Annotated in this window: 17 protein-coding genes; 10 read left to right on the top strand and 7 right to left on the bottom strand. The window is 63.8% G+C overall.

The window, feature by feature from the left end:
- Nucleotides 1-3 precede the first annotated feature (3 nt).
- The 6 genes from HAHE_RS07860 (at nt 4) to HAHE_RS07885 (ending at nt 3,950) form a co-directional block, all read left to right on the top strand.
- Nucleotides 4-1,143: a glycosyltransferase family 4 protein gene (locus HAHE_RS07860; protein WP_338689964.1), complete on the top strand. Its 1,140-nt coding sequence runs from the start codon at nt 4-6 to the stop codon at nt 1,141-1,143.
- Between the two features lie 76 nt (nt 1,144-1,219).
- Nucleotides 1,220-1,681 carry a hypothetical protein gene (locus HAHE_RS07865; protein WP_338689966.1) on the top strand — a complete coding sequence of 154 codons (462 nt, stop codon included), beginning with the start codon at nt 1,220-1,222 and terminating at the stop codon, nt 1,679-1,681.
- Between the two features lie 85 nt (nt 1,682-1,766).
- Nucleotides 1,767-2,279, top strand: a complete 513-nt coding sequence (locus HAHE_RS07870; protein WP_338689967.1) for a YbjN domain-containing protein — start codon at nt 1,767-1,769, stop codon at nt 2,277-2,279.
- Between the two features lie 333 nt (nt 2,280-2,612).
- Complete coding sequence (locus HAHE_RS07875; RefSeq protein WP_338689968.1) at nt 2,613-3,197, top strand: acyloxyacyl hydrolase; 585 nt, start codon at nt 2,613-2,615, stop codon at nt 3,195-3,197.
- Nucleotides 3,198-3,219: 22 nt separating this feature from the next.
- Nucleotides 3,220-3,597 (top strand): hypothetical protein, encoded by a 378-nt coding sequence (locus HAHE_RS07880; protein ID WP_338689969.1) that lies wholly within the window; start codon nt 3,220-3,222, stop codon nt 3,595-3,597.
- Nucleotides 3,594-3,950 carry a hypothetical protein gene (locus tag HAHE_RS07885; protein ID WP_338689971.1) on the top strand — a complete coding sequence of 119 codons (357 nt, stop codon included), beginning with the start codon at nt 3,594-3,596 and terminating at the stop codon, nt 3,948-3,950. The genes HAHE_RS07880 and HAHE_RS07885 overlap by 4 nt, the downstream gene beginning before the upstream one ends.
- Nucleotides 3,951-4,029: 79 nt before the next feature.
- On the opposite strand, the gene HAHE_RS07890 is transcribed toward HAHE_RS07885, so the two are convergent.
- The gene (locus tag HAHE_RS07890; RefSeq protein WP_338689973.1) at nt 4,030-4,968 is read right to left on the bottom strand and encodes an arabinan endo-1,5-alpha-L-arabinosidase; all 939 of its coding nucleotides are present in this window, start codon (nt 4,966-4,968) and stop codon (nt 4,030-4,032) included.
- Between the two features lie 138 nt (nt 4,969-5,106).
- On the opposite strand from HAHE_RS07890, the gene HAHE_RS07895 reads away from it, so the two are divergent.
- The 4 genes from HAHE_RS07895 (at nt 5,107) to tssD (ending at nt 10,011) form a co-directional block, all read left to right on the top strand.
- Nucleotides 5,107-6,807 (top strand): C-type lectin domain-containing protein, encoded by a 1,701-nt coding sequence (locus tag HAHE_RS07895; RefSeq protein WP_338689975.1) that lies wholly within the window; start codon nt 5,107-5,109, stop codon nt 6,805-6,807.
- A 75-nt stretch (nt 6,808-6,882) separates the two neighbouring features.
- Complete coding sequence (gene lysS, locus HAHE_RS07900; protein ID WP_338689976.1) at nt 6,883-8,364, top strand: lysine--tRNA ligase; 1,482 nt, start codon at nt 6,883-6,885, stop codon at nt 8,362-8,364.
- 193 nt (nt 8,365-8,557) lie between these two features.
- A complete protein-coding gene (locus HAHE_RS07905; RefSeq protein WP_338689978.1) occupies nt 8,558-9,472 on the top strand; it encodes a hypothetical protein in 915 nt (304 codons plus the stop codon).
- Nucleotides 9,469-10,011: a type VI secretion system tube protein TssD gene (gene tssD / locus HAHE_RS07910; RefSeq protein ID WP_338689980.1), complete on the top strand. Its 543-nt coding sequence runs from the start codon at nt 9,469-9,471 to the stop codon at nt 10,009-10,011. Before HAHE_RS07905 ends, tssD begins: the two co-directional genes overlap by 4 nt.
- A gap of 167 nt (nt 10,012-10,178) precedes the next feature.
- Here tssD and HAHE_RS07915 read toward each other — a convergent pair whose 3' ends face one another.
- The 6 genes from HAHE_RS07915 to HAHE_RS07940 form a co-directional block, all read right to left on the bottom strand.
- A complete protein-coding gene (locus HAHE_RS07915; protein WP_338689982.1) occupies nt 10,179-12,125 on the bottom strand; it encodes an amylosucrase in 1,947 nt (648 codons plus the stop codon).
- A gap of 194 nt (nt 12,126-12,319) precedes the next feature.
- Nucleotides 12,320-13,177, bottom strand: a complete 858-nt coding sequence (locus HAHE_RS07920; RefSeq protein ID WP_338689983.1) for a CvfB family protein — start codon at nt 13,175-13,177, stop codon at nt 12,320-12,322.
- 5 nt (nt 13,178-13,182) lie between these two features.
- Nucleotides 13,183-13,749 carry a ribonuclease H-like domain-containing protein gene (locus tag HAHE_RS07925; protein ID WP_338689984.1) on the bottom strand — a complete coding sequence of 189 codons (567 nt, stop codon included), beginning with the start codon at nt 13,747-13,749 and terminating at the stop codon, nt 13,183-13,185.
- Between the two features lie 98 nt (nt 13,750-13,847).
- On the bottom strand, nt 13,848-18,971 hold the full coding sequence (locus HAHE_RS07930) for a DNA repair ATPase (protein WP_338689985.1): 5,124 nt from the start codon (nt 18,969-18,971) through the stop codon (nt 13,848-13,850).
- A gap of 43 nt (nt 18,972-19,014) precedes the next feature.
- Nucleotides 19,015-19,389 carry a GxxExxY protein gene (locus HAHE_RS07935; protein WP_338689986.1) on the bottom strand — a complete coding sequence of 125 codons (375 nt, stop codon included), beginning with the start codon at nt 19,387-19,389 and terminating at the stop codon, nt 19,015-19,017.
- A gap of 55 nt (nt 19,390-19,444) precedes the next feature.
- The gene (locus HAHE_RS07940) at nt 19,445-21,523 is read right to left on the bottom strand and encodes a hypothetical protein (RefSeq protein WP_338689988.1); all 2,079 of its coding nucleotides are present in this window, start codon (nt 21,521-21,523) and stop codon (nt 19,445-19,447) included.
- Between the last annotated feature and the right edge of the window lie 7 nt (nt 21,524-21,530).

The following is a 21,530-nucleotide window of genomic DNA, read 5'->3' on the forward strand; positions in this document are numbered from 1 at the left end:
CGAGTGACGCTTCTGTTCTACGATGACCGTCCGCTCTTCGGCGGGCACGAGGCGATGACCCTTCTCGGTCTCGAGGCGATCCTCGCGAAACCGGGCATCAAGGTTCATTTCATCGTCTGCGAGGAGAACACGACCCTCGTGAAGCGACTTGAGACCCTACGTCAGCGGTTTCCGGCCCTCACCGTCGAGGAGACCGACGAGCAGGCGTCCCGCTTCGAGGCGATCCGCCACTTTTTCTCACGCGGCCGGATCGCCGACCTCAGCGCGACCATCCGCCGCATCGCCCCCGACGCCGTCGTCTCGGTGCAGGGCGGCATCGAGCCCTCGTCGCTCGGCATCATCGCGGCCAACAAGTGCGGCGTGCGCGCCATCAGCTACCTGGCGATGCCGCACTCCTACCAGACCATGGGCGCGAAGCTCGGACGGCTGCTCGATTGGGGCGCCCCGATGCTGATCGAGCGACCCGACGCCTTCATCACCAGCTGCGATGAACTGGCCGCGCACCTGCGGGCCCGCGGCGCGAAGGGGCCGGTCGAGGTCGTCTTTCCGGGCATCGACACCGAACGCTTCGCGCCGGCCGACCGCGACGAATGCCGTCGCGCGCTCGATCTGCCGGTCGGCGTCCCGCTCTTCGCCTGCGTCGGCCGAATCGACCTCCGCCAAAAGCAGCAGGACCGGCTGGTCCGGGCGGTTTCGCGTCCGATTGTCGATGAGTGCCACCTTGTGATCGGTGGCGAGGGGCCCGACTCGGACACCCTCGACCAGTTGATCGAAGCCCGGAAACTCGGCAACCGGGTGCGTCGCATCCCGTGGGCCGATACCGCCAAGCTTTACCCGGCAGCCGACGCGCTCGTGATTCCGTCGCGCTACGAAGGCGTGCCGCTCGTTATGCTCGAAGCACTCGCCTGCGGAACGCCCGTTCTCGGGTCGGACTGCGATGGAATGCGCGATCTGCTGCCGGACGAGTTTCACATCGACGCGTCCTCGAGCGCCGCCGTCGCCGCGGCGTTGCGTGACTACGTCGACCGAGGCATGCCGAAGCCGCCGGAGGAGCTGTGCGAACGCGTCCGCAACGGCATGAGCATCCCCGGCTTCCAAAAGACCTTCGCGGAGACCCTGCTGGACCTTGTGAAACCTATCTGACGCCTGCATCTGATCTTCGCGGGCCTCTGCAGATCCTCCTTCCCAACCCTCCCCCACGGGGAAATGCTCCGCTCCCATGCCGGTCGTCGAGCCCCACAAGGAACTGCGGTTCACCCGTGCCGCGCAGGCCGTTCCGTTCTGGATCGGTGCCGCCGTGACCGCCGGCATCGCGATCGTTCTCATCTCGATCAGCTTCCACCGCGTCGACAACCCCGCGCTGCCCCACCCGGCCTGGAGCCTGATCCCGCTTGCCCTGTGCTGGATCTGCATGCGGCTGGCACTCCACTGCACCCGGCACGCCTACCTCATCCTCAGCCCGCTGGGCGTCGAGATCTTCCCCTTCTTCCGGCCGGTCAGCGGGATGCGGATGATCCCATGGGGTGAGATCGACTCGGTCGAGGTCGGGAAACACATCGCCACCCTCCATTTCGATCCGGATCAGAACTCGGGCATCCACCTCGAGCTATCTCCCATTCCGAAAAACCGCCGACCGCTCCTCGCCAAGGCCCTCAAGGGCCGGATCGAGCGAGCCGACTGACTCATTCCAACGTTCAAGGTTGGACGTTCGATGCCTGCCCTTCCGAAGCCTTGGCGAAGGAGGGTTCGACGTTCAATCTCCTCCCATGCGCCCGCCCTCTCTTCAGATCCAGTCCGTGGAAGACACCTTCGGCCGCAACGGCTGGCACTGCGAAGCCGTCGAAGGAAAGGACGTCCTGCGCTCCGTCTTCTCCGGCCACCACACCCGTATCGAGCTCTTCGCCCAGGCTTACCCGCCGCTGAACGCGTTGGCCGTGATTGGTGAGATGCCCTTGCCGGCGGACGATGACCACGAGCACGCGATCCTCGAACTGCTCGCACGCGCCAACAAATCGCTGAACCTAGGCGGCTTCGAGTACGACCTCGACCGCCAGCGCCTGGTCTTCCGGATCACCAACCTGTTCGACCGGGAAAAATACGATCACGACATCATGACCTCGATGATCCACTGCACGATCGCCGAGCTCGACCGACTCGCGCCTTACGCGACCACCGTGGTGCGGACTCCCGCCGACCTGCTCCCCGACCTCGACCTGCAGCTCCTCCTGATGCGCGAGGACCTGATCCCGCCGGTCCCCGGCGACGAAGACGAGATCTGACAAAGGTAGGGACAAGCGCCCCCGCTTGTCCGCCGAGCATCCCTCCAATTTCGATCATCTCTCACGGGTAAGAATCACCGCGCCTGACGAGCCCCGACCCAATCGGGGGACCTGAGGACACGCATCCCTACCTTCCCCATCCCGGGTTTGACGAATCCGGTCGGACCCGCACTTATGGAAGCAGCCGAAGGGGGTCCCGGAAACGAGGAAGCCCCGCCAAGCCCGAAGGCTCGACGGGGCCGACCAATCCAATCCCCGAAAAGACAGGTCGCGATACCATGCCCGCAGATTTCGTTCAACCTAAAACTTAGGAAAACTTAACAAACTCCATCCATGATCGTTCCGCTCATCGTCTGTTCGCTTCCTCTGGCCGATCTCGAAACCCCGGCCCCTGCTGTCGCGCATCCTGCGGAAGCATGGGAGCTGACCCTCGAATCCGGCTACGCATGGAACGTCGGATCGAACACACCGATCGACTACCAAATCATCCCGACCCAGCTGACCCTGCGCACTCCGGTCCAGTGGAGTTGGTGGGAAGACGAACACGGCGCGCGACTTGTCGTCCGCTCCCGCTTCTCGCTGATGATGGAGGTTTTCGCCGCCGGACCGGAGACCGGCTACCTCGGCCTTTCCGCGGCACCGTCGATCGAATACTGGTTCCCGGATGAGAAGACCTCGCTGTTCTTCTCGATCGGCGGTGGCATCGGCATGACCGATTCCACCAACGTCCCCGGCGGTCAGGGGCAGGACTTCACCCTGAACTGGTTCGCCCACCTCGGCCTGCGTCGCGAGATCGGCGAGAATGTTTCACTACTGGGAGGACCGTACTTCGTCCACCACTCGAACGGCGGCCAGACTTCGCCCAACCCTGGAATCGACGCTTTGGGATTCACGATCGGAGTCGGATGGAGATTCTGACCGATCCCCACTGCCCGAGCCGATGTATCAGATCCATACCCTCGTCATCGCCGCGTCGGCGATCCTGCTGCTGCTGGCCATCCTGAGATACCGCGTCTTCAAGCTTCCCCGCTTGTTGCCGTTCGGCACGATCGTCTTCGGTTTTTCGCAGCTGTTCCCGCTGGCCTCTTTCTTCATCGGAACCGATCGGCTCAGCGCGGTCCTCGAAGGCAGATTTGCCGCCGAGGAGGTCGAGGACATCTACTATTCGTATGACGACCAGAGTGTGTCCGAAGCCTACTTCATGGTCCAAAGCGGGTTCAGCGTGCTCGGCCAGATCGGGTTCCTGCTGATCGGGATAGGGTTTCTCTCCCTCGTGAGGCGGATGATCCGCCAACATCAACTTCCGCTCCACTCATGAACCTCTGGTTCCAGTTCACCAGCAGCATCTCGTCCCTCGCGGGCCTTCTGGCGGCAGCGCTTTGGGCCTTCGCATTCTGGAAGCTCCACCTGTTTGCACCCACCCGTGCCACCCTCATCGGGCTGATCGGAGGCCTGGTGGAACTGGTGACGTGGTTCTTCTACGGAATGATCTGGGTGATCGGCATGCTGCCGATGGGGGGGCTGAATTCAATGATCTACCAAGTGTACTCGATCCCCCACCTCTGGGATATCCTGTGGATGGTCAGCACGCTTGCCCTTGGCGCGACCTTCCTCTCGCTGGCGTGGACACTTCACCGTGGTATCCGTCCGCCGGAGGTGCCGGGATCTTGAAATGGACCGCGCGAGCCCACTCGCGCTTATCTGGTCCGGCGGAGCCCGAGTGGGCTCGCGCGGTCCATCCCGTTATCATTCACTTCACCTTCGGCCATCCGTCCTTCCATGAAAGCGGGGCCATTCCGAGCTTCGACTTCCCTCGGTCCTCGCCGTCGTAGAAATGGTGCACAAGCCATTGCTTCCCACCGTTCTCGAAGATCGACGCGTGGCCCGGTCCGATGTTCTCCCTTTCCCGGGACATCACCAGTGATCCGCCTCCATCGGTCATCCTGACTCCCTCGCGATCCACGTAGGGACCTTCGATCTTTCGGCTGCGGCCGACACGGATTTCATACGTGCTGCGGACGCCCCGACAGCACAGACCCCAATTCACGAAGAGGTAGTACCAGCCGTCGCGTTCGCAAATGAACGGCGCCTCGATCTCGTGATGATGCGCCAGCCTGACCGGCTTGGCTTCCGGGTCGTTCATCAAGCCCGTCTCTGGATCGAGTTCCACCAGCATGATGCCGTCCCAGAACGACCCGAAGCTCATCCACAGCCGCTTCCCGTCCCGAATGACGGCGGGATCGATCGCGTTGAAACGATCACGCCTCTCGGAGCGGATCACCATTCCCTCGTCCTTCCATCCGTAGTTCTCCGCCGATGGATCCAGAGTCGCCGAACTCGCGAGTCCGATTGCCGACGTGTTTTTCCCGAAGCTCGAAACCGAGTAGTAAACCCACCAGCGGTCGCCCGAGCGGATAATGTCGGGAGCCCACAGGTGTCCCCGGTTCTCCGGCACCATCTCCCGATGCCATTCCGGTTCCTTGCCGCGCTCGAAAAGCTGCCCGGCGTGCTTCCACGACCCGTCAGCGGTTCGCTGCATCAGTTTCACACCCATCCCGGTGGAGAAAAACCAGACCGAGCCGCCTTCGCGGACCACTGTGGACGGGTCGTGCACCTTTGCCGGGTAGTCCTGCGCCCACAGCGCGCCGCAGACTCCCATTGCAAGCATCGCCGATCGCCACAGACTCATCGCCGATGAAACGCCGGCCCTGCCCGATTGTTTCTCCTCAGCGTGTCAGCAGTCGGCGGGAGCCAAAAAGGCACCGTCGACGGGTTGCAGAATCCTGCCGCATCCCCGATGGTTCCGGCCGTCCCAAACGACCCGCCCGTGCCAAGATCCGATCGCAGACCCGCCCGCCGCCGCCGGAAACCCCGGGGACGCAGGCGGCAGTCGTCGGCGGTCGATTGGAAACTGGCGCGCAACCTGGTGATCATTGTCGCACTGGTGGGCGCGATTTACGCGACCTGGCAACGCTACCAGCGCACGCTCCAAGAACGCGCCGCGGCACCGGCTCCCACCGCGCCGGCAATGCCAACCGCCACACCCGCCGAGCCACCACCCGTCGCTCCCGCTCCCGAGCCACCCTTGGTTGAAACCGAGCCGGAAGCCGAACCGATGGTGGAAGAGCCACCTGCCAGCCCGCCGGTTCCGGAAAAACCCGCGCAGTCGCTGGTCCGCCTACGTGAGAAACTGGCCGACGGCGCACGGGACGAATATCCCATCGGCACGATCACCGACGGCGTGTCCGACTACTTCCTCGTCCCGGCAGCGGTCACGTGGGATCAGGCCTACCGCTTCGCCGAGGCCTACGGCGGCCACCTCGCCATTCCGCGCGACCCGCTTCACCTCGCGTGGCTCGCGGCGCAAGTCCCGGATAGCGCCGCGCGCGGCGAAACGACGCCCGCGCTGTGGATCGGGGTCGGCCGGTTCGGCGATGCCGGCTGGCAGCGGATCGATGGTGCCGGACTCCATTCCGCTCCTCCATCCGGCACCGGCAAGGCGGTCGCCATCCAGGCCGATTCGTCGCTCATCGCGGAACCGCCATCCACCCTGCATCCCTTCCTCATCCAGTGGCAGCGCGATGGATCCAATCCCGCCGGCCTCCGCGAAATGCTCGAGCGCACCCGCGAAACCCTCGCGGAAAGCGTTCCCCGGTTCCCCCGCGGCACCATCGAGGTCGGCGACAGCCACCTGCTCCTTGTCGAACGCGATATGACCGCCACCGAGGCCCGCGAACTCGCGGAGCTCGGCTCCGGGCACCTGATGGTTCCCGCGACGGCCGCCGAAGCCGATTGGCTGGAAAAGGTGACCGCCCCGATGGAGTCCGGCTCGCTCGTCTGGCTCGGCGGCCAGCGCGAAGGCGCCGAGTGGAAATGGGATACCGGCGAGCCGTGGACCTTCGCACGCTGGGCCGACGGCCAGCCGACCGGCCAGTACGACGCTCTTGCGTTCGCACCCCACGCGGGTTGGGCCGATGCCGATCCGCGTTCGACGGCGACCGCCTTCATCATCGAGTGGAGTCCGGAACCCGAGCCGGTGCCGTTCGCGCCCGACCCGATGGACGAGGTGCGCGCCAAGGCCCGTGAACTCCTCGCCGGCATCGAGAAAGAGCGAGACGCCGCCCTCAAGACCAATGCACAGGGCTTCTTCTTCGACCTCGACGTCTGGCTGCGCGGCAACCCGAAAAGCGAAGTCGAGCGCTGGGCACCCGGGGTCAAACGCTTCAAGCAGGCGGTCAATGGCAACCGGATACCCGGTAGCCTCGCCAGAGGCGGTTACCCGCAGCGAATGATCAAGGTCGCCCGCGATCACCTCGAGAAGCAGGCACAAATCGACCGCGCCTTCCTCGCCCAGGCCGGGAAGGTCCGCGACGCCTACGTCGAACGTCTCGGCCCGGTCATCGAAGCCGCCCAAGAGCGCGGCCAACCCGACATCGCCCGCGAGCTCACCGAGTCGATCGAGAAATTCGCCGACACCCGGGCCTGGCTCCGCTCCCTCGAGCCGCCGCCCGAGGAAGATCCCGAGTAGCGGTCGGCTCTCATTGAAACTCAGCGATTCCCACCCTTGCGGAGGCGGGTTCGATGTTCTAAGGCCTCCCCCGCCATGACCGACGCCGCCCAGACGCCGCCATCCCAGTCCACCGAAGCCGAACTGATCGCGGTGCGCCGCGAGAAGCTCGCCAAGCTTCGCGAACTCGGCGTCGACCCCTTCGGCGCGGCCTTCGAAACCACCCACACGCCCGCCACACTGCGCGAGAACTTCGAGGAAGGCCAGCAGGTCAAAGTCGCCGGCCGTATCACCGGGCTGCGCAACATGGGCCGCTCGTGCTTCTTCCACATCGGCGACGTGCTCGGACAGATCCAGGGATTCATCGCGGTCAAGAAGCTGAGCGAAGAACAGCTCGCGATCTTCGAATGCCTCGACCGCGGCGACTGGCTCGGCATCGAGGGCGAAACGTTCATCACCCGCACCGGGGAGCCGACCGTGAAGGTCGAGAATTTCACCGTGCTCAGCAAGTCGCTGCGCCCGATGCCCGACAAGTGGCACGGCGTCGCCGACCGCGAACTGAAGTACCGCAAGCGCCACCTCGATCTGATGTCGAACGAGGAAAGCGCGGCAATCTTCGTCACCCGCAGCCGCATGGTTGCGGAAATCCGGAACTTCTTCCACGAGCGCGACTACCTCGAGGTCGAGACGCCAATGCTCCAGAGCGTCGCCGGTGGCGCGGCAGCGCGGCCGTTCGAGACCTTCCACAACGCGCTCGGCATGCCGCTGACCATGCGGATCGCGCCCGAGCTGTTCCTCAAGCGCCTGCTTGTCGGCGGTTTCACCAAGGTCTTCGAGCTCAACCGCAACTTCCGCAACGAAGGTATCTCCCGCCGCCACAATCCGGAGTTCACGATGCTTGAGGCCTACCAGGCCTTCGGCGACTTCGAGATCATGGCCGAACTGGTCGAAAGCCTCGTCTGCCACCTCGCCGAGACCTTCTGCGGTGGACTGAAGATCGATCACAAGGACGAGGAAGGGAACGTCACCCGCACCATCGATCTCACCCGCCCGTGGAAGCGCGCGAACTACCACGACCTCGTCAAGGGGGTGGCCGGCGACGACTTTTTCGACATCACGCCCGAGGCGCGCCGCGCCAAGTGCGACGAACTCGGCGTGCAGATCTCCGACGAGATGGAGGACTACGAAGTCATCCAACAGGTCTTCGAGAAGAAGGTCGAGGAGCACACCTTCGACCCGTGCTTCGTCACCCGCGTGCCGAGCGAGCTGATCCCCCTGGCGAAAGTCACGCCCGGCGGCAAGACGGTCGAGGTTTACGAGCTCATCATCAACGGCCAGGAAATCAGCCCCGGCTACAGCGAGCTGAACGACCCGGACGTCCAGCGCGACCGCCTCGAGCACCAGGCCGGCGGCGAGGAAGAGCAGCTCGTCGACTACGACTTCATCGAGACCCTCGAGCACGGCATGCCCCCCGCCGGCGGCATCGGCATCGGCATCGACCGCCTCATCATGATGCTCACCGGCGCCCCGACCATCCGCGACGTCGTCCTCTTCCCGCTCCTGAAGAAGAAAGAATAACCCGCCTCATGCGCTGCGGCGGACCGCGCGACTCGTTCCCCCGATGAAGTCGGCGGCAGTCGCGCCCCGTCGTTCCGGCGCCCGAACGGATAAGCGCGAGTGGGCTCGCGCGGTCCTTCATCCCCGGCCGGGAAACCGAATCTCCTCCATTTCCGCCTTTCTGCCGGACGGCCGACCGGCTAAATGGTGGAGCATGTGCCGTAGCGGAGTCATCGCGGGAATCGTGGTCCTGATTCACACGCTCGCGTGTGAAGTCGGCCACGCGAACTTCCGGTTCACCCGCGAGGGCTACGTCACTCCGTTGTCCACCATCCCGCCGAGCTTCGCACTCAGCGCCGACCCCTACTCCGATCCGGAAGTCACCTTCACCGATCCCGACAGCCACCTCGACCTCAGCCTGCCGGGTCCCTACCGCCTGCATCTCGAAGTGGCGAACATCGGCAACACCGGCGACACCACCCCCTGCGTGCTGCTCGGAGTGAGCCCACTGGCTTCCTCTTCCCCAGCGGGATCGTGGGCGGTGAATCCTGTCTTTTCAGCCGGGGCCGACAACGGGCTCTACCCGTCGCTTGAGGAACCCCTGCCCCGTGAGTTCAACGGCGGAGCCGAGCCGCTGCTCGATACCGACGGTGACGGCGTGCCCGACATCAGCGACGACCTGCCCAATGACCCCAACGAAACGGTCGACACCGACGGCGACGGCATCGGCAACAATGCCGACGACGACGATGACAACGACGGCATGACCGACAACTACGAGCAGGCGAACGGCCTGAACCCGCTCGTGGCCGACGGTAACGGCGACAAGGACAAGGACGGATGGACCAACTTCGACGAGTTCGTCACTGGCACCTTCGCCAACGATCCGACTTCCTTCTTCAGGGTTCTGGTCACCCCCGGACCGAGTCCGACCCAGCCGATCACGATCTCCTTCCAAGCCCGGGCCGACCGTGTTTACCGGCTCCTCGGAGCGGCCGATCCGTCGGCTTCGTTCGTGCTTCAGAACGGCCCGTTCACACCAGGGTCCAACGGACCGGCGACCATCGCCCCGACCCCTCCCTCGGCCCCCTACTTCTACAAAGTCGAAATCAACCTGCCCACACCATGAAACTGATATCCCTCCTCGTCACCGCCACCTTCCTCGTCACCGCCAGCGTCCGCGCCGCGCTTCCGGCATTCGCCGAGATCAACATGGGCGGCACCGACCTCGAAGGAGAACACAGCTACCCCACATTCGGCGGCATTGATGTCTCGACCATGATCCAAGTGACCGCCTTCCGCCACGAGGTACTCCGCGGGATCTCCGCGGGTCGGGTCGAAGGACTTTCGCACAAGCCGATCACGATCACCAAGCCGATCGACAAGGCAACGCCTCTTCTTTACCGGGCAATCAGTGACGAGCAAACCGGAACCGTCAGGCTCAATTTCTTCAACAATGATCCGGACACAGGACAGACTCAGCATTTCTTCACGATCGAGCTCACCGGCGCCAAGATCGTCCGCGTCCAGCCGTGGCTGGCCAGCACCTACGACCCCGCCGCGGCAAACCTGCCCCCACAGGAAGAAGTGACGATCTACTACGACACCATGACGATCACCAGCGAGAGCGGCGGCACGACGACCACCGTGAGCTCGTCCGATCGCTAATTGGACTGGCCGACAGATGCGCTGCAGCGGACCGCGTGGCTCCGACCGCGCCCCGTCCTTCGGCCGCCCGCGATGATAAGCGCGAGTGGACCGCGTGGCTCCGACCGCGCCCCGTCCTTCGGCCGCCCGCGATGATAAGCGCGAGTGGACTCGCGCGGTCCGATCCCTCAAAGGATCGCCATGAACTGCAGCGGCTCCATGACGAGCCGCTCGGTCGCGACGATCGACTGCCCGGCGATCAGGTCCGTAAAGGTCTTCCTCAACCCGAGCTGGCGCAGGCGGGTCGCCGAGACTTCCTCCGGGTGGTCGTTGAAATTCGCGAGGCAGAGGATGCTCTGGCCGTCGTAGACCCGGAAGTAGCCAAAGACGTGCTGGTTCCCCACGTCGACGAACTCGGTGTGGGTCTCATGGAACGCCTGGTTGTTCTTCCGGATCTGGGAAAGCTTGAGCATGCCATGGAACAGCTTGCCCTCGACCGTGGTCGGGTCCTTGCGGTTCTCCGCCTTCTCCCAATCGAAGGCAGGCCGGTGGAGCCAGCGGTCGTCGCCCGCCTTCTCGGAGTCGCTTTCGAAATCGTAGTCATTCGCGATCCCGATCTCGTCGCCGAGGTAGATGAGCGGGATGCCGCCCATCGTGAAGATGATGCCGTAGAGCAGCAAGATACGACGGATGGCGTACTCGGTCTGCTGCTCATCACCTTCGTAGATCGCCTTCTCCAGTCCGCAGAGCGAAGCGGTCGTGCCGCAGATCCGGGCATCACCGGTCACCGGGTTGTGCTGAAACAGCCGACCGCGCGCGAAACTCGAAGTGTGCTCGCCGGTGAAGAAGCGGTTGAGGAACCAGCGGTGGTCGTGCGGATTGATCCCGAGTTCCCACAGGTCACGATCCTCGAAGCCCCAGCCGATGTCGTCGTGGCAGCGCAGGTAGTTGACCCATGAGCATCCCTTCGGCAGCTCGAAGCGCTTCGGCAGCGAGTGAAGCATCAGGTTCGCATTGCGTGAAGCGAGCGAGTTCCAGAGCTGCACCATCAGCGGCGGGTTGTAGGAAAGGTGGCACTCCTCCTCGGACACGTATTTCTTGATCTCGTCCGGCGCGACGATCGCTTCCGACTTGAAGATCAGCGCCGGCGCGGCGATCCGGGCGATCGCGTTGAAGGCCTGGATGAGGAGGTGCGCCTGCTCGAGGTTCTCGCAGCTGCTGCCCTTCTCCTTCCACAGGAACGGGACCGCATCCATGCGCAGCATCTCGACACCCGCGTTGGCGAGGTAGAGCATCTCGCCCGCCATCGCATTGAAGACGTCCGGGTTCTTGTAGTTCAGGTCCCACTGGAAGTTGTTGAAGGTCGTCCACACCCACTTGCCCAATGCGGTGCGGTAGGTGAACGAACCGGGGTGGGCGTCGGGGAAAATCGGACGCAAGGTGCGTTCGTACTGATCCGGTTCCTCCCGATCCGGGAACATCCAGTAGTAGCCTTGGAACTCTTCCGATCCCTCGCGGGCGGCCATCGCCCAGTCGTGCTCGTCGGAGGTGTGGTTGAAGACGAAGTCGAGCACGAGACTCATCCCCTGCTGCCGAAGCTCGGCCGCGAGTTCGCGCAGCTCGTCCATGGTTCCCAGATCCGGATCAACCTCACGGTAGCTGCTGATCGCATAGCCACCGTCGTCGTCGCCCGCCGGGCTCTTGAACAGAGGCATGAGGTGCAGGTAGGTGACTCCCAGCTCCTTGAGGTAGACGATCCGCTCGCGCAGGCCGGAGAGGTCTCCCGAGAAGAGGTCGACATAGGCCATCGCGCCGACCACCCGGTTCGACTGGTACCAATGCGTGTGACCTTCGCGAATGGCATCGAGGCTTTTCAGATCCGAGTCGCGCGCCAGCCACGACTCGGCGCAGGTGCGGAGGATCTGCTCGACGTGAAAGAAGAAGTCGTAGCTGGGACCATAGACCCGCCACAGCAGGTCGAAAAGCACCGGGAAGTGCCGCTCCAGCCGGTCCTCGAACGCCGCCCAGTCCGCGCCCTCATTCTCCGTCGGAAAGCTTTTCCGCAGCCGCGGCAGCAAGCGGTGGAGGGAGAGCCGGCTTTCGTGGATGGTCGGAGGAAGAGCGGTATCGAGCATGGACAGGCGAGCTGGGAAGGGTTGGAACACGCAACTTCCATGCCATCGGCCCGGGGTCAACGGTCGATTCGCCGGAGGCCCGCCAATCCCGGAGGATTCCGGCTTCCGTGCCGCCAAAACGCGAATTCCCTGACGCGTTTGTTAGAATGAGAATGTTAGTCCACGTGCACAGTTCGGCAGGCTGAAGCAACCGGTCAGCCACGCGGCGGGGCCTGACCGTCGGTCAGGCGGATGCCGTCGTCGCTGATCACAATCTTGCGCTTCCGGAACAACGCCCCGGTCGCCTGCTTGAACGCCTTCTTGCTGACCCCGAGCTCTTGATGGATCACCTCGGCCGGGCTCGAATCGCATAGCTCCCAGAATCCACCGCGACGGTGGAGCTCGTCCTCGATCCGCGATTCCAGATCGTTCACCCGCTTGCGCCCGGGCGGGTAGAGCGAGAGGTCGATCTTGCCGTCGTCGCGGACCTCCTTGATGTAGCCCTGCGTCCGCTCGCCGGCCCGCAGATCGCGGAATACCTCGTTGGCAAACAGCACGCCGCCGAACTTGCCATCGACGATCGCCTTGTAGCCCATCTCGGTCTTGCCATACAGCAGCAGCTCGACTTCCTGGCCCGGCTGGTATCTCGGCCGGTCCTGGCTGAGATGGCGGCCCAAGCGCCGGCTGGCGACGATCCGTCCGCTCTCGGGATCGACGTGAACGTGCACCACGCACGACCGCCCGACCGGCACGCGCTCCCGCTGCTCGCCGAAGGGCAACAGCAGGTCCTTCTGAAGGCCCCAGTCGAGAAACGAGCCGACACGGGTTTCGGCCACCACCTTGAGGTAGCCGAATTCCCCCGGCATCACTCTCGGCCGCTTCGGCGTGGCGATGATCCGATCTTCGGAGTCGGTGTAGAGAAAGACCTCGATCGTCCCGCCGAGTTCCCAACTTGCGGGCATCTCCTTGCGCGGCAGAAGCACTTCTCCCTCCTCGCCCTCGGAATCGAGATAGAGCCCGGGAGGCTTCTCCCGGATCACCTTCAATGCCGCCCACTCTCCGAGTTCCGCCATACGCGCTATTTCCAGTCGACCTCGAATTCCTGCAGGTGGCCGCCCTTGTCGTGATACTTCAGGTGGCCGTGCTCGACCGCATACTCGTGGACGCACTTGGTCACCTTGACGTCGAAGGCGCAGTACTCGGCGATCTTCATCAACGGCTCCCGGTCACCGGTTTTCTTGTACTCCTGCCACCACTTCAGGGCATCGAGTCCGTCAGCCGTTTTGCCCATTCCCAGCGACCCCTCGGCCACCGCGTCGAGCTTGAGCCGGAAGCCGATGATCTCCTGGGCGGCCAGCATCATGTCGAGATTGATCGTCTGGTCGGCCAGCTCGCGGATCGTGTAGCCCTGGAGCACCGGGTAGTCGAACTCGACGTGGTTCCAGCCGACCACCAGATCGGCCCGGACGAGCTCCTCGATCAGGGCGTCGGCCTGGTCCTCGCCGTAGATGTGATACTCGCCGTCGGCGGTGCTGTAGGTCACGCCGACCGACATCCCCATCTTGTCCTTATGCGCCGAGCCGCCGACGTCGCCGAAGCTCCGTTGCGTCTCAAGGTCGAAATAGACGATGTTTTTCCCCGCCACGCGGCGACCCTAGAAAAGGAGTGGCGGTTTCCAAGCGCCATATCGGGGCCCGGTGACCTTCGGTCACGATTTCCCTGCGATTTCCGGCCGGAAACCCGTCACTCCTCGTCCGGCAGTTGCCGCACCTCCGGCTTCACCTCGATGGGCGAGGTTGACGGTTCCATTTTCTCGATCGTCCCTCCGTCGTCCTGCACCGGCACGACCTTGATGTCGACCTCGACCGGCACCGCCCTCAGGCCCTCGATGATCTGCTGGAGACGTGCCACGGTTTCGTCGCCGAGCGACTGCGGTTTGGCGTAGTTCGCTCCAGCCGAGGCGATTCCTTCACGGATCGCCTCGAGCCCGTCATTGAATTGGGTGAGTTGCGCGACCACGCGCGCCACGGGGTCGTTCTCACCCGCCCCGCCAAGCAGTTTCCGCTTGTTGAAGTCCTTCTTGATCTGCTCCCAGCGGGCGGCCTGCTTTTCGTCGAGAAGGCCTTCCATCTCGTAGAACTTGAGCAGGTTCGCCTCGGCGGCGGTCGTCAGGTTCTGCGACTCACTGCGGTAGTGGTCGATGATCAACTGGCGGACCTCGTCGTCGGTCATCAGCGGCAGGACCTTCTCGGCAATCCGGTTCATGTTCCGGTAGGAGCCTTGCAGCTTGAACGACGGCTCGGTGCGGTAGGCATCCTCCTGCGCCGCGCTCCGGATGTATTCGAGGTTCACCCGCAGGATCGTGTCGCGAACCCTCAGCAGATGCTTGGTCGCGGCGATCATCTCGTCGATCTCCGCCGGCGTGTAGTTGCCTTCGAAATCGGCGCCGTCGCGGCTGCCGGTCTCGGCGATCCGGATCAGGGTGAGGACGTCTTTCTGCGACCGGCTCGCCATCCGCGAAAGCGCCGGATTGGAGGTCAGCGAGTTCTCGATGTAGCTCGCTTTGAAGGCCCCCTCGTGACCGCCAAGAATGTCGCCGAGATTGTAGGTGTCGGCCCGGTTCGCCAGCATGTCCGGGATCTGGAACTTGCCGCCGCTCTCGGTGTAAGGGTTGCCCGCCATCACCACCGCGACCTTGCGTCCGCGCAGGTCGTAGGTGCGCGCCTTGCCCTTCCAGACCCCCTCGATCTTCCGCTGGGCATCGCAAAGGCTGATGAATTTCTGCAGGAACTCGGAATTCGTATGCTGGATGTCGTCGACGTAGATCATCACGTTGTCGCCCATCTCCAGCGCGAGATTGAGGCGTTTCACCTCCTCACGGGCCGCGGCGTTCGGTGCCTCGGCCGGGTCGAGCGACAGCACGTTGTGCCCGAGCGCCGGGCCGTTGATCTTGACGAAGGTCAATCCGAGCCGGTTGGCGACATACTCCATCAGAGTCGTCTTGCCGTAGCCCGGTGGGGAAATGAGGAGCAGCATGCCCATCCGGTCGGTCCGGGTGTCGGCACCGGCGGTTCCGAGCTGCTTCGCGAGGTTGTCGCCGATCAGCGGCAGGTAGACCTCGTCGATCAGACGGTTGCGGACGAAGGCGCTCATCACCTTCGGCTTGAACTCGTCCAGCCTCATCGCGTCGCGCTTCTCCTCGGTTAGCTGCTGCTTCAGCGAGGAAAGCGCGCGGAAAGCCCGCGCGTCGGACGCCTCGTGCCGCGCGACCCGGTCAAGGAACTCGCTGTAGTGGACTTCCAGCTCACCGCCCCGGATGCGGGGGTGGTTCGAACGCAGGGTGTCGACCGTGACGGCGAGCTCGACCGACTTCACCGACCGCTGCTCGAATCCGCCGCGCGCCAGATGCACCGCTCCCTCGTCAACCACCGAGTCCCTCAATCCGTCCGGCGTCGAAGCCAAGGCCTCCTCGCTACTCGCGGCAAATCCGGCGAGCCAGTCGCGGGCGACCTCGTAACGGACCTCGACCGGCGTCCCTTCACCGCCAACCGACTCGTCATAAGTCTGCTTGGCCCGCTTTCCGACCAGCGCATGCTCGAAGCCCCGGACCAGTTCGGCGGCGGCGGCGGAAACCACGAAGGCACCGCCAGCCGCGAGCTCTTCCGAAAGATAGCCTGCCACGCGTTCCGCATCCTCGGTCGCGAAAAGCCCGACGTCCTTCTGCCACGCCTCGAATCCGGTCCGCAGCCCGCCCTTCCAGCGGGCGAGATCGCCACCGCTTTCGAAAAGGCTACGGCGTTTGCCGTAACTCGAAAACTTCGCCGCCAGCAGCTCCTTCGCCGGATCCTGCCAGCTTTCCCAGAAAAGCACCGCCGCCGCCCGCAGGCTCGGTCCGAATTTCAGAAGGCCGGCCTCATCGTGCACCGGCATCAGCTTCTCAAGCAGCTTCGCCGCATCCTCGTCATGGACGCCCTTGGTGTATCCCTCCGCGTAACGCGGCTGCATGAACGCCTGAACCTGCTCCAGCAATGGCAGGGACGAGCGCCCCCGCTCGTCCGCCGGGCCGCCTTTCCCTTCCACTCCCTCCATCAAGAACCGCCACACCAGATACTCCACCCGCGCCACGTCCGGTCCCTCGCTCGGCACCTCCAGATCCCACGCATCGCGCGTCGCGAGAAACGCCTCGTCGACGATCGGCTCGAAGAACTTCGTGCCCGCCAGATGGAAGGCCATGCCGTCCTCGTGAGGCACGATCGTCATCTCCAGCGCCTGCGTGTTCACGCTGAACGGATGCTTCCCGAAACGCAGCACGTTCTGCCCATCGACGAAGAGCTCCTTCTTGTCCTTCAGTTGCCGAACCCCGTCCTCGCGCAGCGTCTTCAGGCGCGTCTGTAGATCGTCGGCCTTGACCGGGTCACCGAGTTCGGTGAGCTGCGCGACGATGTCCCGCACCTTCCCGATCATCGGATCGGTCGCGAAGTAGCTGTGGATCTCTTCGAGCTCCTTGAAGGCCGACACCCGGTTGCGGATGCCGTTGAGGATGCGCTCGGCGCTCTTGAACAGCGCGCCGGCCCGCTTCTGCCGGCCCTCCATCAGCTGCGTCCGCCGACCTTCGAAGGCATCGTAGATCTCCTCGCGGCGGGTCGTGAGCTGTTCGATGTACTCGTCGAACTCCGAGAACTTCCCTTCGAGCTCCTCGACCTGGACCATCAGCCGGGTCAGCGACTCATCGCACTTCTCGGGCGTGTCGCAGAGGTCGAGGTAGTTCGCCAGCGCCTGCGACAGCAGCTTCATCTGCGCCGCGAACTGGGCCTCGCCCTCACCACGAGCCAGCTCCTTGCGGCGGTTGCGCAGCGAGCCGCGGGTGCCATTCAGCTTCGCATAGAGAGACGAGATCCGCTCGATGATCGCGGTCGTCTGCGTGGCATCCTCGATCTTCAGGCCGCCGACGACCTCGATCAGCATCTCAAGCTCGCCCGCCGCCTTGTCCAACGCCTCGGCAACATCGTCGGCCTCGGCAACCTTGGAGATCTTCGCGACACCGGCCTCCTGTTCATCGATGGCGTCGGCGTAGGTCTTGAGCGAATCCTCCCCGAGGAGGAAATCGACCGTCCGCTGCGATGTCCCGTCGGTCACGTCGACGACTTCCGCCTCGAAGCCGTCGATGACCGCCGGTTCGGTGTAGCGGACTTCCCGCAGCCCGATGATCTCGCCGCGGAGCTTCCGCAGCTCCGCAAGATGATGAACGAGCGGCTTCAGCTCGTCGCCGGGCGCCGTCCGGGCTTCCCGGACCGCCTTCTCCACCGCCGCACGGACTTCCGCCGTCCGCTGCGCCGCGACCTCGCGCAGCCGCTGGACCTTGTCGAACTCCCCGATCGCCGCCTCCGCCGCCTGGCGGATCTCGCGCAGCGGCGCCGAAAGCTTTCCGCACTCCTCGCGGTCGAGCCAGAAATAGGCATCAAGCAAGTCGCCGGAGCGCTTCGCCAGGTCAAGGTAGAGCCCCGCGAAGGAATCGTCCTTTTCGAGGAGCGTCAGCAGCTCGCGCGCCTCCGCCATCCCGCGAACCAGCTCGGGATTGCCGATCTTGAACAGGTAGGAGCTCTGGTCGGCCGCGGTTGCCATCGCCGCCTCGTCATCCAAGTACGGCGTCTGCCATATCTGAAGCGCGTGGTGCTTCTGCGGCTGGCCGTCCGATCGGAACAGCACCAGCTGGCCGTCGGGGAACAGCGAGAACCCCGAGCAGAGGATCGGTGTCTCGACGCTCTGCTGGATCCGGTTGTAGGAAAGCAGGACATACTCGCCGGCCGGCCGGTTGTAGAACGCGAACAGAACGTCCTCGCCGTTCGAGCTCGGCACCCGGCGCTCGAAGCGCATGTCGAGAATCCCGTGATCGAAGGTCTTCAGCTCACCGCTCTGGAGCAGGTAGCCGTTAGCGAACACGATGCCGTGGTCATCGGGAAGGAGAACGCACGAGTCACCGATCGCATCGAGCCGGTGGACCGAGTTCGTCTTCTCGTTGAAGACGAGGTAGCGGTGCAGGCTTTCGCGGTAGGGAAGGATCTTGAGGATGATCAGCGAGCCGACCTTGGCGTAGAAGATCTCCGCGTCATCAAGCGTCTGATCGCTCTCCGTGACCGGCTCGGAATAGATCCCCTCTCCCGTCTCCGTGTTGTCCTCGATCTTGATCGTCAGGTCGCCGCCGACCGTTTCGACGAACACCCGGTCCTCGATCGAGATGTGCGGGTGCAGCCCCGAGCGATGCATCTCGCGGTGGGCTCGGATCCACTTGAATTCCTGCTGCGGGGGAAAGACATACTCGTGGTCGAAACGGTTGCCTACGTATTCGAGCTCCCCGTTCAAGATCCGCCACTTGAAGACCTTGATGTCTTCAAGCGTCTTGCCGGCCCGCATCGCGATGAACAGATGCGGTCCGATCACCATGAACTTCTGGAAGACCGTCTCGCGGTAGTACTTGTAGAGGTAGTGGAAGTCCTCGACGAAACGCGGATCGTCGAGCACCTCGGCGACCGGAACCTGGGTGAAGGCACGGGTTTCCGGATCGTAGTCGTAGGCCGAGAAGACGTCCGAGATGTCCGTCGTCTGCTTGAGCCCGAACTGGATGTTGTAGCCGAAGAGGAAGCGGCGCTTGCCGACCGTGACCAGATCGCGCGCGACGCAATTGTGCTCGGTCGACACCCGCTCGGTACCGAGCAGCGCCGTCTCGACCCCGCCGAACACGGCAAGGCGCTCGGCATTCAGCGAATCGAGCCCGTCGCGCAGGGTCGCGCCGTGCTTCTCCAACCGCGCGCGGATGACCTCATAGGCGCCGCCCTCGAGCTGGTCCTGCTTCTGTTCTTCTTCAGGCATCTTTATTGGGGAACCACGGAATACACGGAAATCACGGAAGGTTTCAGAGGACGAAGCGTTCGTGCTGAGCCTTGGGATGGTGACCGAAGTTCACGAGCAATCCGACCTTCATCCGGGTCGCTTTCAGGTAGTTGATGAGCTGGGCCCGATGGGCATCTTCGAGGGTCTTCACCGCTTTGATCTCAAGGATCACTTTACCGAAGCAAATGAAGTCGGGGACGCATCTCTTGCGCAGAATGCGCCCCTTGTATTCGAGCTCGACGCTTGGTTGGGACACGAACGGCAATCCTCGTTCTTCGAATTCAATCTCCAGACACTCTTGGAAGACATCCTCGATAAATCCGCAGCCCTTTTCCCGGTAGACCTCGAAACAGGCTCCTAGAATCGCGTGCGTTTCATCCCGAAGAATCAGCGCCATCCCATCTTCCTTTCCGTGGCTTCCGTGTATTCCGTGGTTCGGTTCAGACGATCGCTCAGCCCTTGAGCACCTTCGAGGCCTTCTCGTCGGTGAGGTCGAAGCGGTCGGCGGCGCCGAGGAAGCCGAGGAGCTTGCGGCGGGTGTCGCCGGTCGCGTCGGCCAGCAGCTTGCCGAGGGCGGCGCCGATGGTCAGGTCCTTGACCTCCTCGGCGGTCACCCCGAACTGGCCGGCCCACTCGCGGAGCTGCGACTTGAAGTACTCGGGGTCGCCGTTGAAGAAGGTCTCCTTCACGTCGGACAGCGCCTCGCTGTGCTCGATCATCCGGTCGACCGACTTGCCGCGCGAGATCGCGCTGGTGATCTGGTCGAAGAACTTGTTCTCGCCGCCGATGATCTCGATCTTCGCCGACTTCATTGCCTCGCCGAGCACCATGGCCTGGGCTTCCGCGATGTCCTTCTGGATGTGGATCTGGGCGAGCTCGATGGCCTTCTCCTTCTCCAGCTCCAGCTTGAACTCCTCGTGCGCCTGTCCGGCTTCCTCGAAGAGCTTCATCGCCTCGGCCTTCTTGTGGATGCCCTCGGCCTCCGCCTCGAACCTGAGACGCTCGACCTCGGCATCTGCCTCGCCCTGCTTCTGGGTGGCATCCGCCTTGGCCACCATGACCTCGGCCTCGCCCATTCCGTGCGCAGCCGACTCCTTGATGGTCGCTTCGGCCAGCAGCTTCTTGGCTGCCGCCTGCTTCTCGCTGGCGCTCTGCTCGGCCTCGGCCGCGATCACGACCTCCTCGGCCTTCAGTTCGGCCGACTTTTTCGATGCCTCGGCCGCCTTGACCTCGACGTAAACTCGCTGGTCGGCCTCGAGTTCGGCCGCCTGCTTCGCGGCTTCGGCCTCCTTGACCCGGCGGATGACATCCTCCTGGGCCTGAGCCTCGGCCAGCGTGACCTTGACCTGCTTCTCGCGGTCGGCACCGGCGAATGCCTCGGTGTCCTTGATCCGCTCCTGCTCCTGCACGACGAGCTTCTCGACAGCGACGCGCTCCTTGATGACGTCCTGGATCGCCTTCTTCTCGACCTCGACCGCCTTCTCCTTCTCGATGTCTTTGAGCGTGGTCACGCGCTCGCGCTCGATCGACTCGAGCTCCTGATCGCGCTTCACCCGCTCGACCTCGACCACATCCGTGCGCTCCTTGTTGCGCTGGGCCACGAGCACCTGGCGCTCCTTGTTCTGGGTCGCAACCTCGATCTCCTCCTCGGCGGCGATACGCGCCCGCTCCGACTTCTGGCGCTCTTCCTCACGCACCTTGGCGGTCTCCGCCTCTTCGCGGGCCCTCACGCTTTCGACCTCTCGGTGCTGCTTGGCCTCCGTCTCGGCGAGCTGGCGTTCCAGTTCGAGGATCGCCTCGCGGGCCTCGACGTCCTGCTGCTTGATGACCTTCTCCTTGTCCCGCTGGATGTTGTTCGCGAGCTTCGCCTGGGCGGCCGTCAGCTCGGTGATCTTCTTGATGCCCTCGGCATCGAGGATGTTGTCGGGATCGAGCGCTTCGACCGGCGTCTGCTCGAGGTAATCGATCGCGGCGTCATCGAGGACGAAGCCGTTCAGGTCCGTCCCGATCACCTTGAGGATCTCGTTGCGGAAGGTGTCGCGCTCCTCATAGAGATCGATGAACTGGAACCGCTTGCCGACCGTCTTCAGGGCCTCGGAGAACTTGGCGTCGAACAGCGCCCGGATTTCCGGCTCCGACGATGCGCGTTGGCAGCCGATCGAGTCGGCCACCTTGAGCACGTCGTCGTCGACATGGTTCACCCGGACGAAGAACGCCACCTTGATGTCGGCGCGCATGTTGTCCTTGCAGATCAGGCCGTTCTTACCGGTCCGGTCGATCTCCAGACGCTTGACCGAGATGTCGATCAGCTCGGCCCGGTGGAGGATCGGAATGACGAAGCCTCCGTTGAAAATGACCTTGGTCTTGGTGCCGCCGGTGCGGACGAGGGCGGAGCCTTTCTCGACCTTCCGGTAGCAGTTGATGATCATGTAGAGGAACACGAAGCCGAACAGCACGACGGCTCCGATGACGATCCACATGACGTTGGCCGGAAGGCCGTCGAGGACTGCGATGAGGGTGGGTGGTTTCATGGTTGGA

This window comes from Haloferula helveola (assembly GCF_037076345.1).
Taxonomy (GTDB): domain Bacteria; phylum Verrucomicrobiota; class Verrucomicrobiia; order Verrucomicrobiales; family Akkermansiaceae; genus Haloferula; species Haloferula helveola.

What these genes read in the sequence shown, in the direction of transcription:
- HAHE_RS07935 (WP_338689986.1), bottom strand. Translation starts at nt 19,389, where the DNA reads ATGGCGCTGATTCTTCGGGATGAAACGCACGCGATTCTAGGAGCCTGT.
- HAHE_RS07870 (WP_338689967.1), top strand. Translation starts at nt 1,767, where the DNA reads ATGCGCCCGCCCTCTCTTCAGATCCAGTCCGTGGAAGACACCTTCGGC.
- HAHE_RS07875 (WP_338689968.1), top strand. Translation starts at nt 2,613, where the DNA reads ATGATCGTTCCGCTCATCGTCTGTTCGCTTCCTCTGGCCGATCTCGAA.
- tssD (WP_338689980.1), top strand. Translation starts at nt 9,469, where the DNA reads ATGAAACTGATATCCCTCCTCGTCACCGCCACCTTCCTCGTCACCGCC.
- HAHE_RS07880 (WP_338689969.1), top strand. Translation starts at nt 3,220, where the DNA reads ATGTATCAGATCCATACCCTCGTCATCGCCGCGTCGGCGATCCTGCTG.
- HAHE_RS07885 (WP_338689971.1), top strand. Translation starts at nt 3,594, where the DNA reads ATGAACCTCTGGTTCCAGTTCACCAGCAGCATCTCGTCCCTCGCGGGC.
- lysS (WP_338689976.1), top strand. Translation starts at nt 6,883, where the DNA reads ATGACCGACGCCGCCCAGACGCCGCCATCCCAGTCCACCGAAGCCGAA.
- HAHE_RS07920 (WP_338689983.1), bottom strand. Translation starts at nt 13,177, where the DNA reads ATGGCGGAACTCGGAGAGTGGGCGGCATTGAAGGTGATCCGGGAGAAG.
- HAHE_RS07930 (WP_338689985.1), bottom strand. Translation starts at nt 18,971, where the DNA reads ATGCCTGAAGAAGAACAGAAGCAGGACCAGCTCGAGGGCGGCGCCTAT.
- HAHE_RS07940 (WP_338689988.1), bottom strand. Translation starts at nt 21,523, where the DNA reads ATGAAACCACCCACCCTCATCGCAGTCCTCGACGGCCTTCCGGCCAAC.
- HAHE_RS07915 (WP_338689982.1), bottom strand. Translation starts at nt 12,125, where the DNA reads ATGCTCGATACCGCTCTTCCTCCGACCATCCACGAAAGCCGGCTCTCC.
- HAHE_RS07905 (WP_338689978.1), top strand. Translation starts at nt 8,558, where the DNA reads ATGTGCCGTAGCGGAGTCATCGCGGGAATCGTGGTCCTGATTCACACG.
- HAHE_RS07890 (WP_338689973.1), bottom strand. Translation starts at nt 4,968, where the DNA reads ATGAGTCTGTGGCGATCGGCGATGCTTGCAATGGGAGTCTGCGGCGCG.
- HAHE_RS07865 (WP_338689966.1), top strand. Translation starts at nt 1,220, where the DNA reads ATGCCGGTCGTCGAGCCCCACAAGGAACTGCGGTTCACCCGTGCCGCG.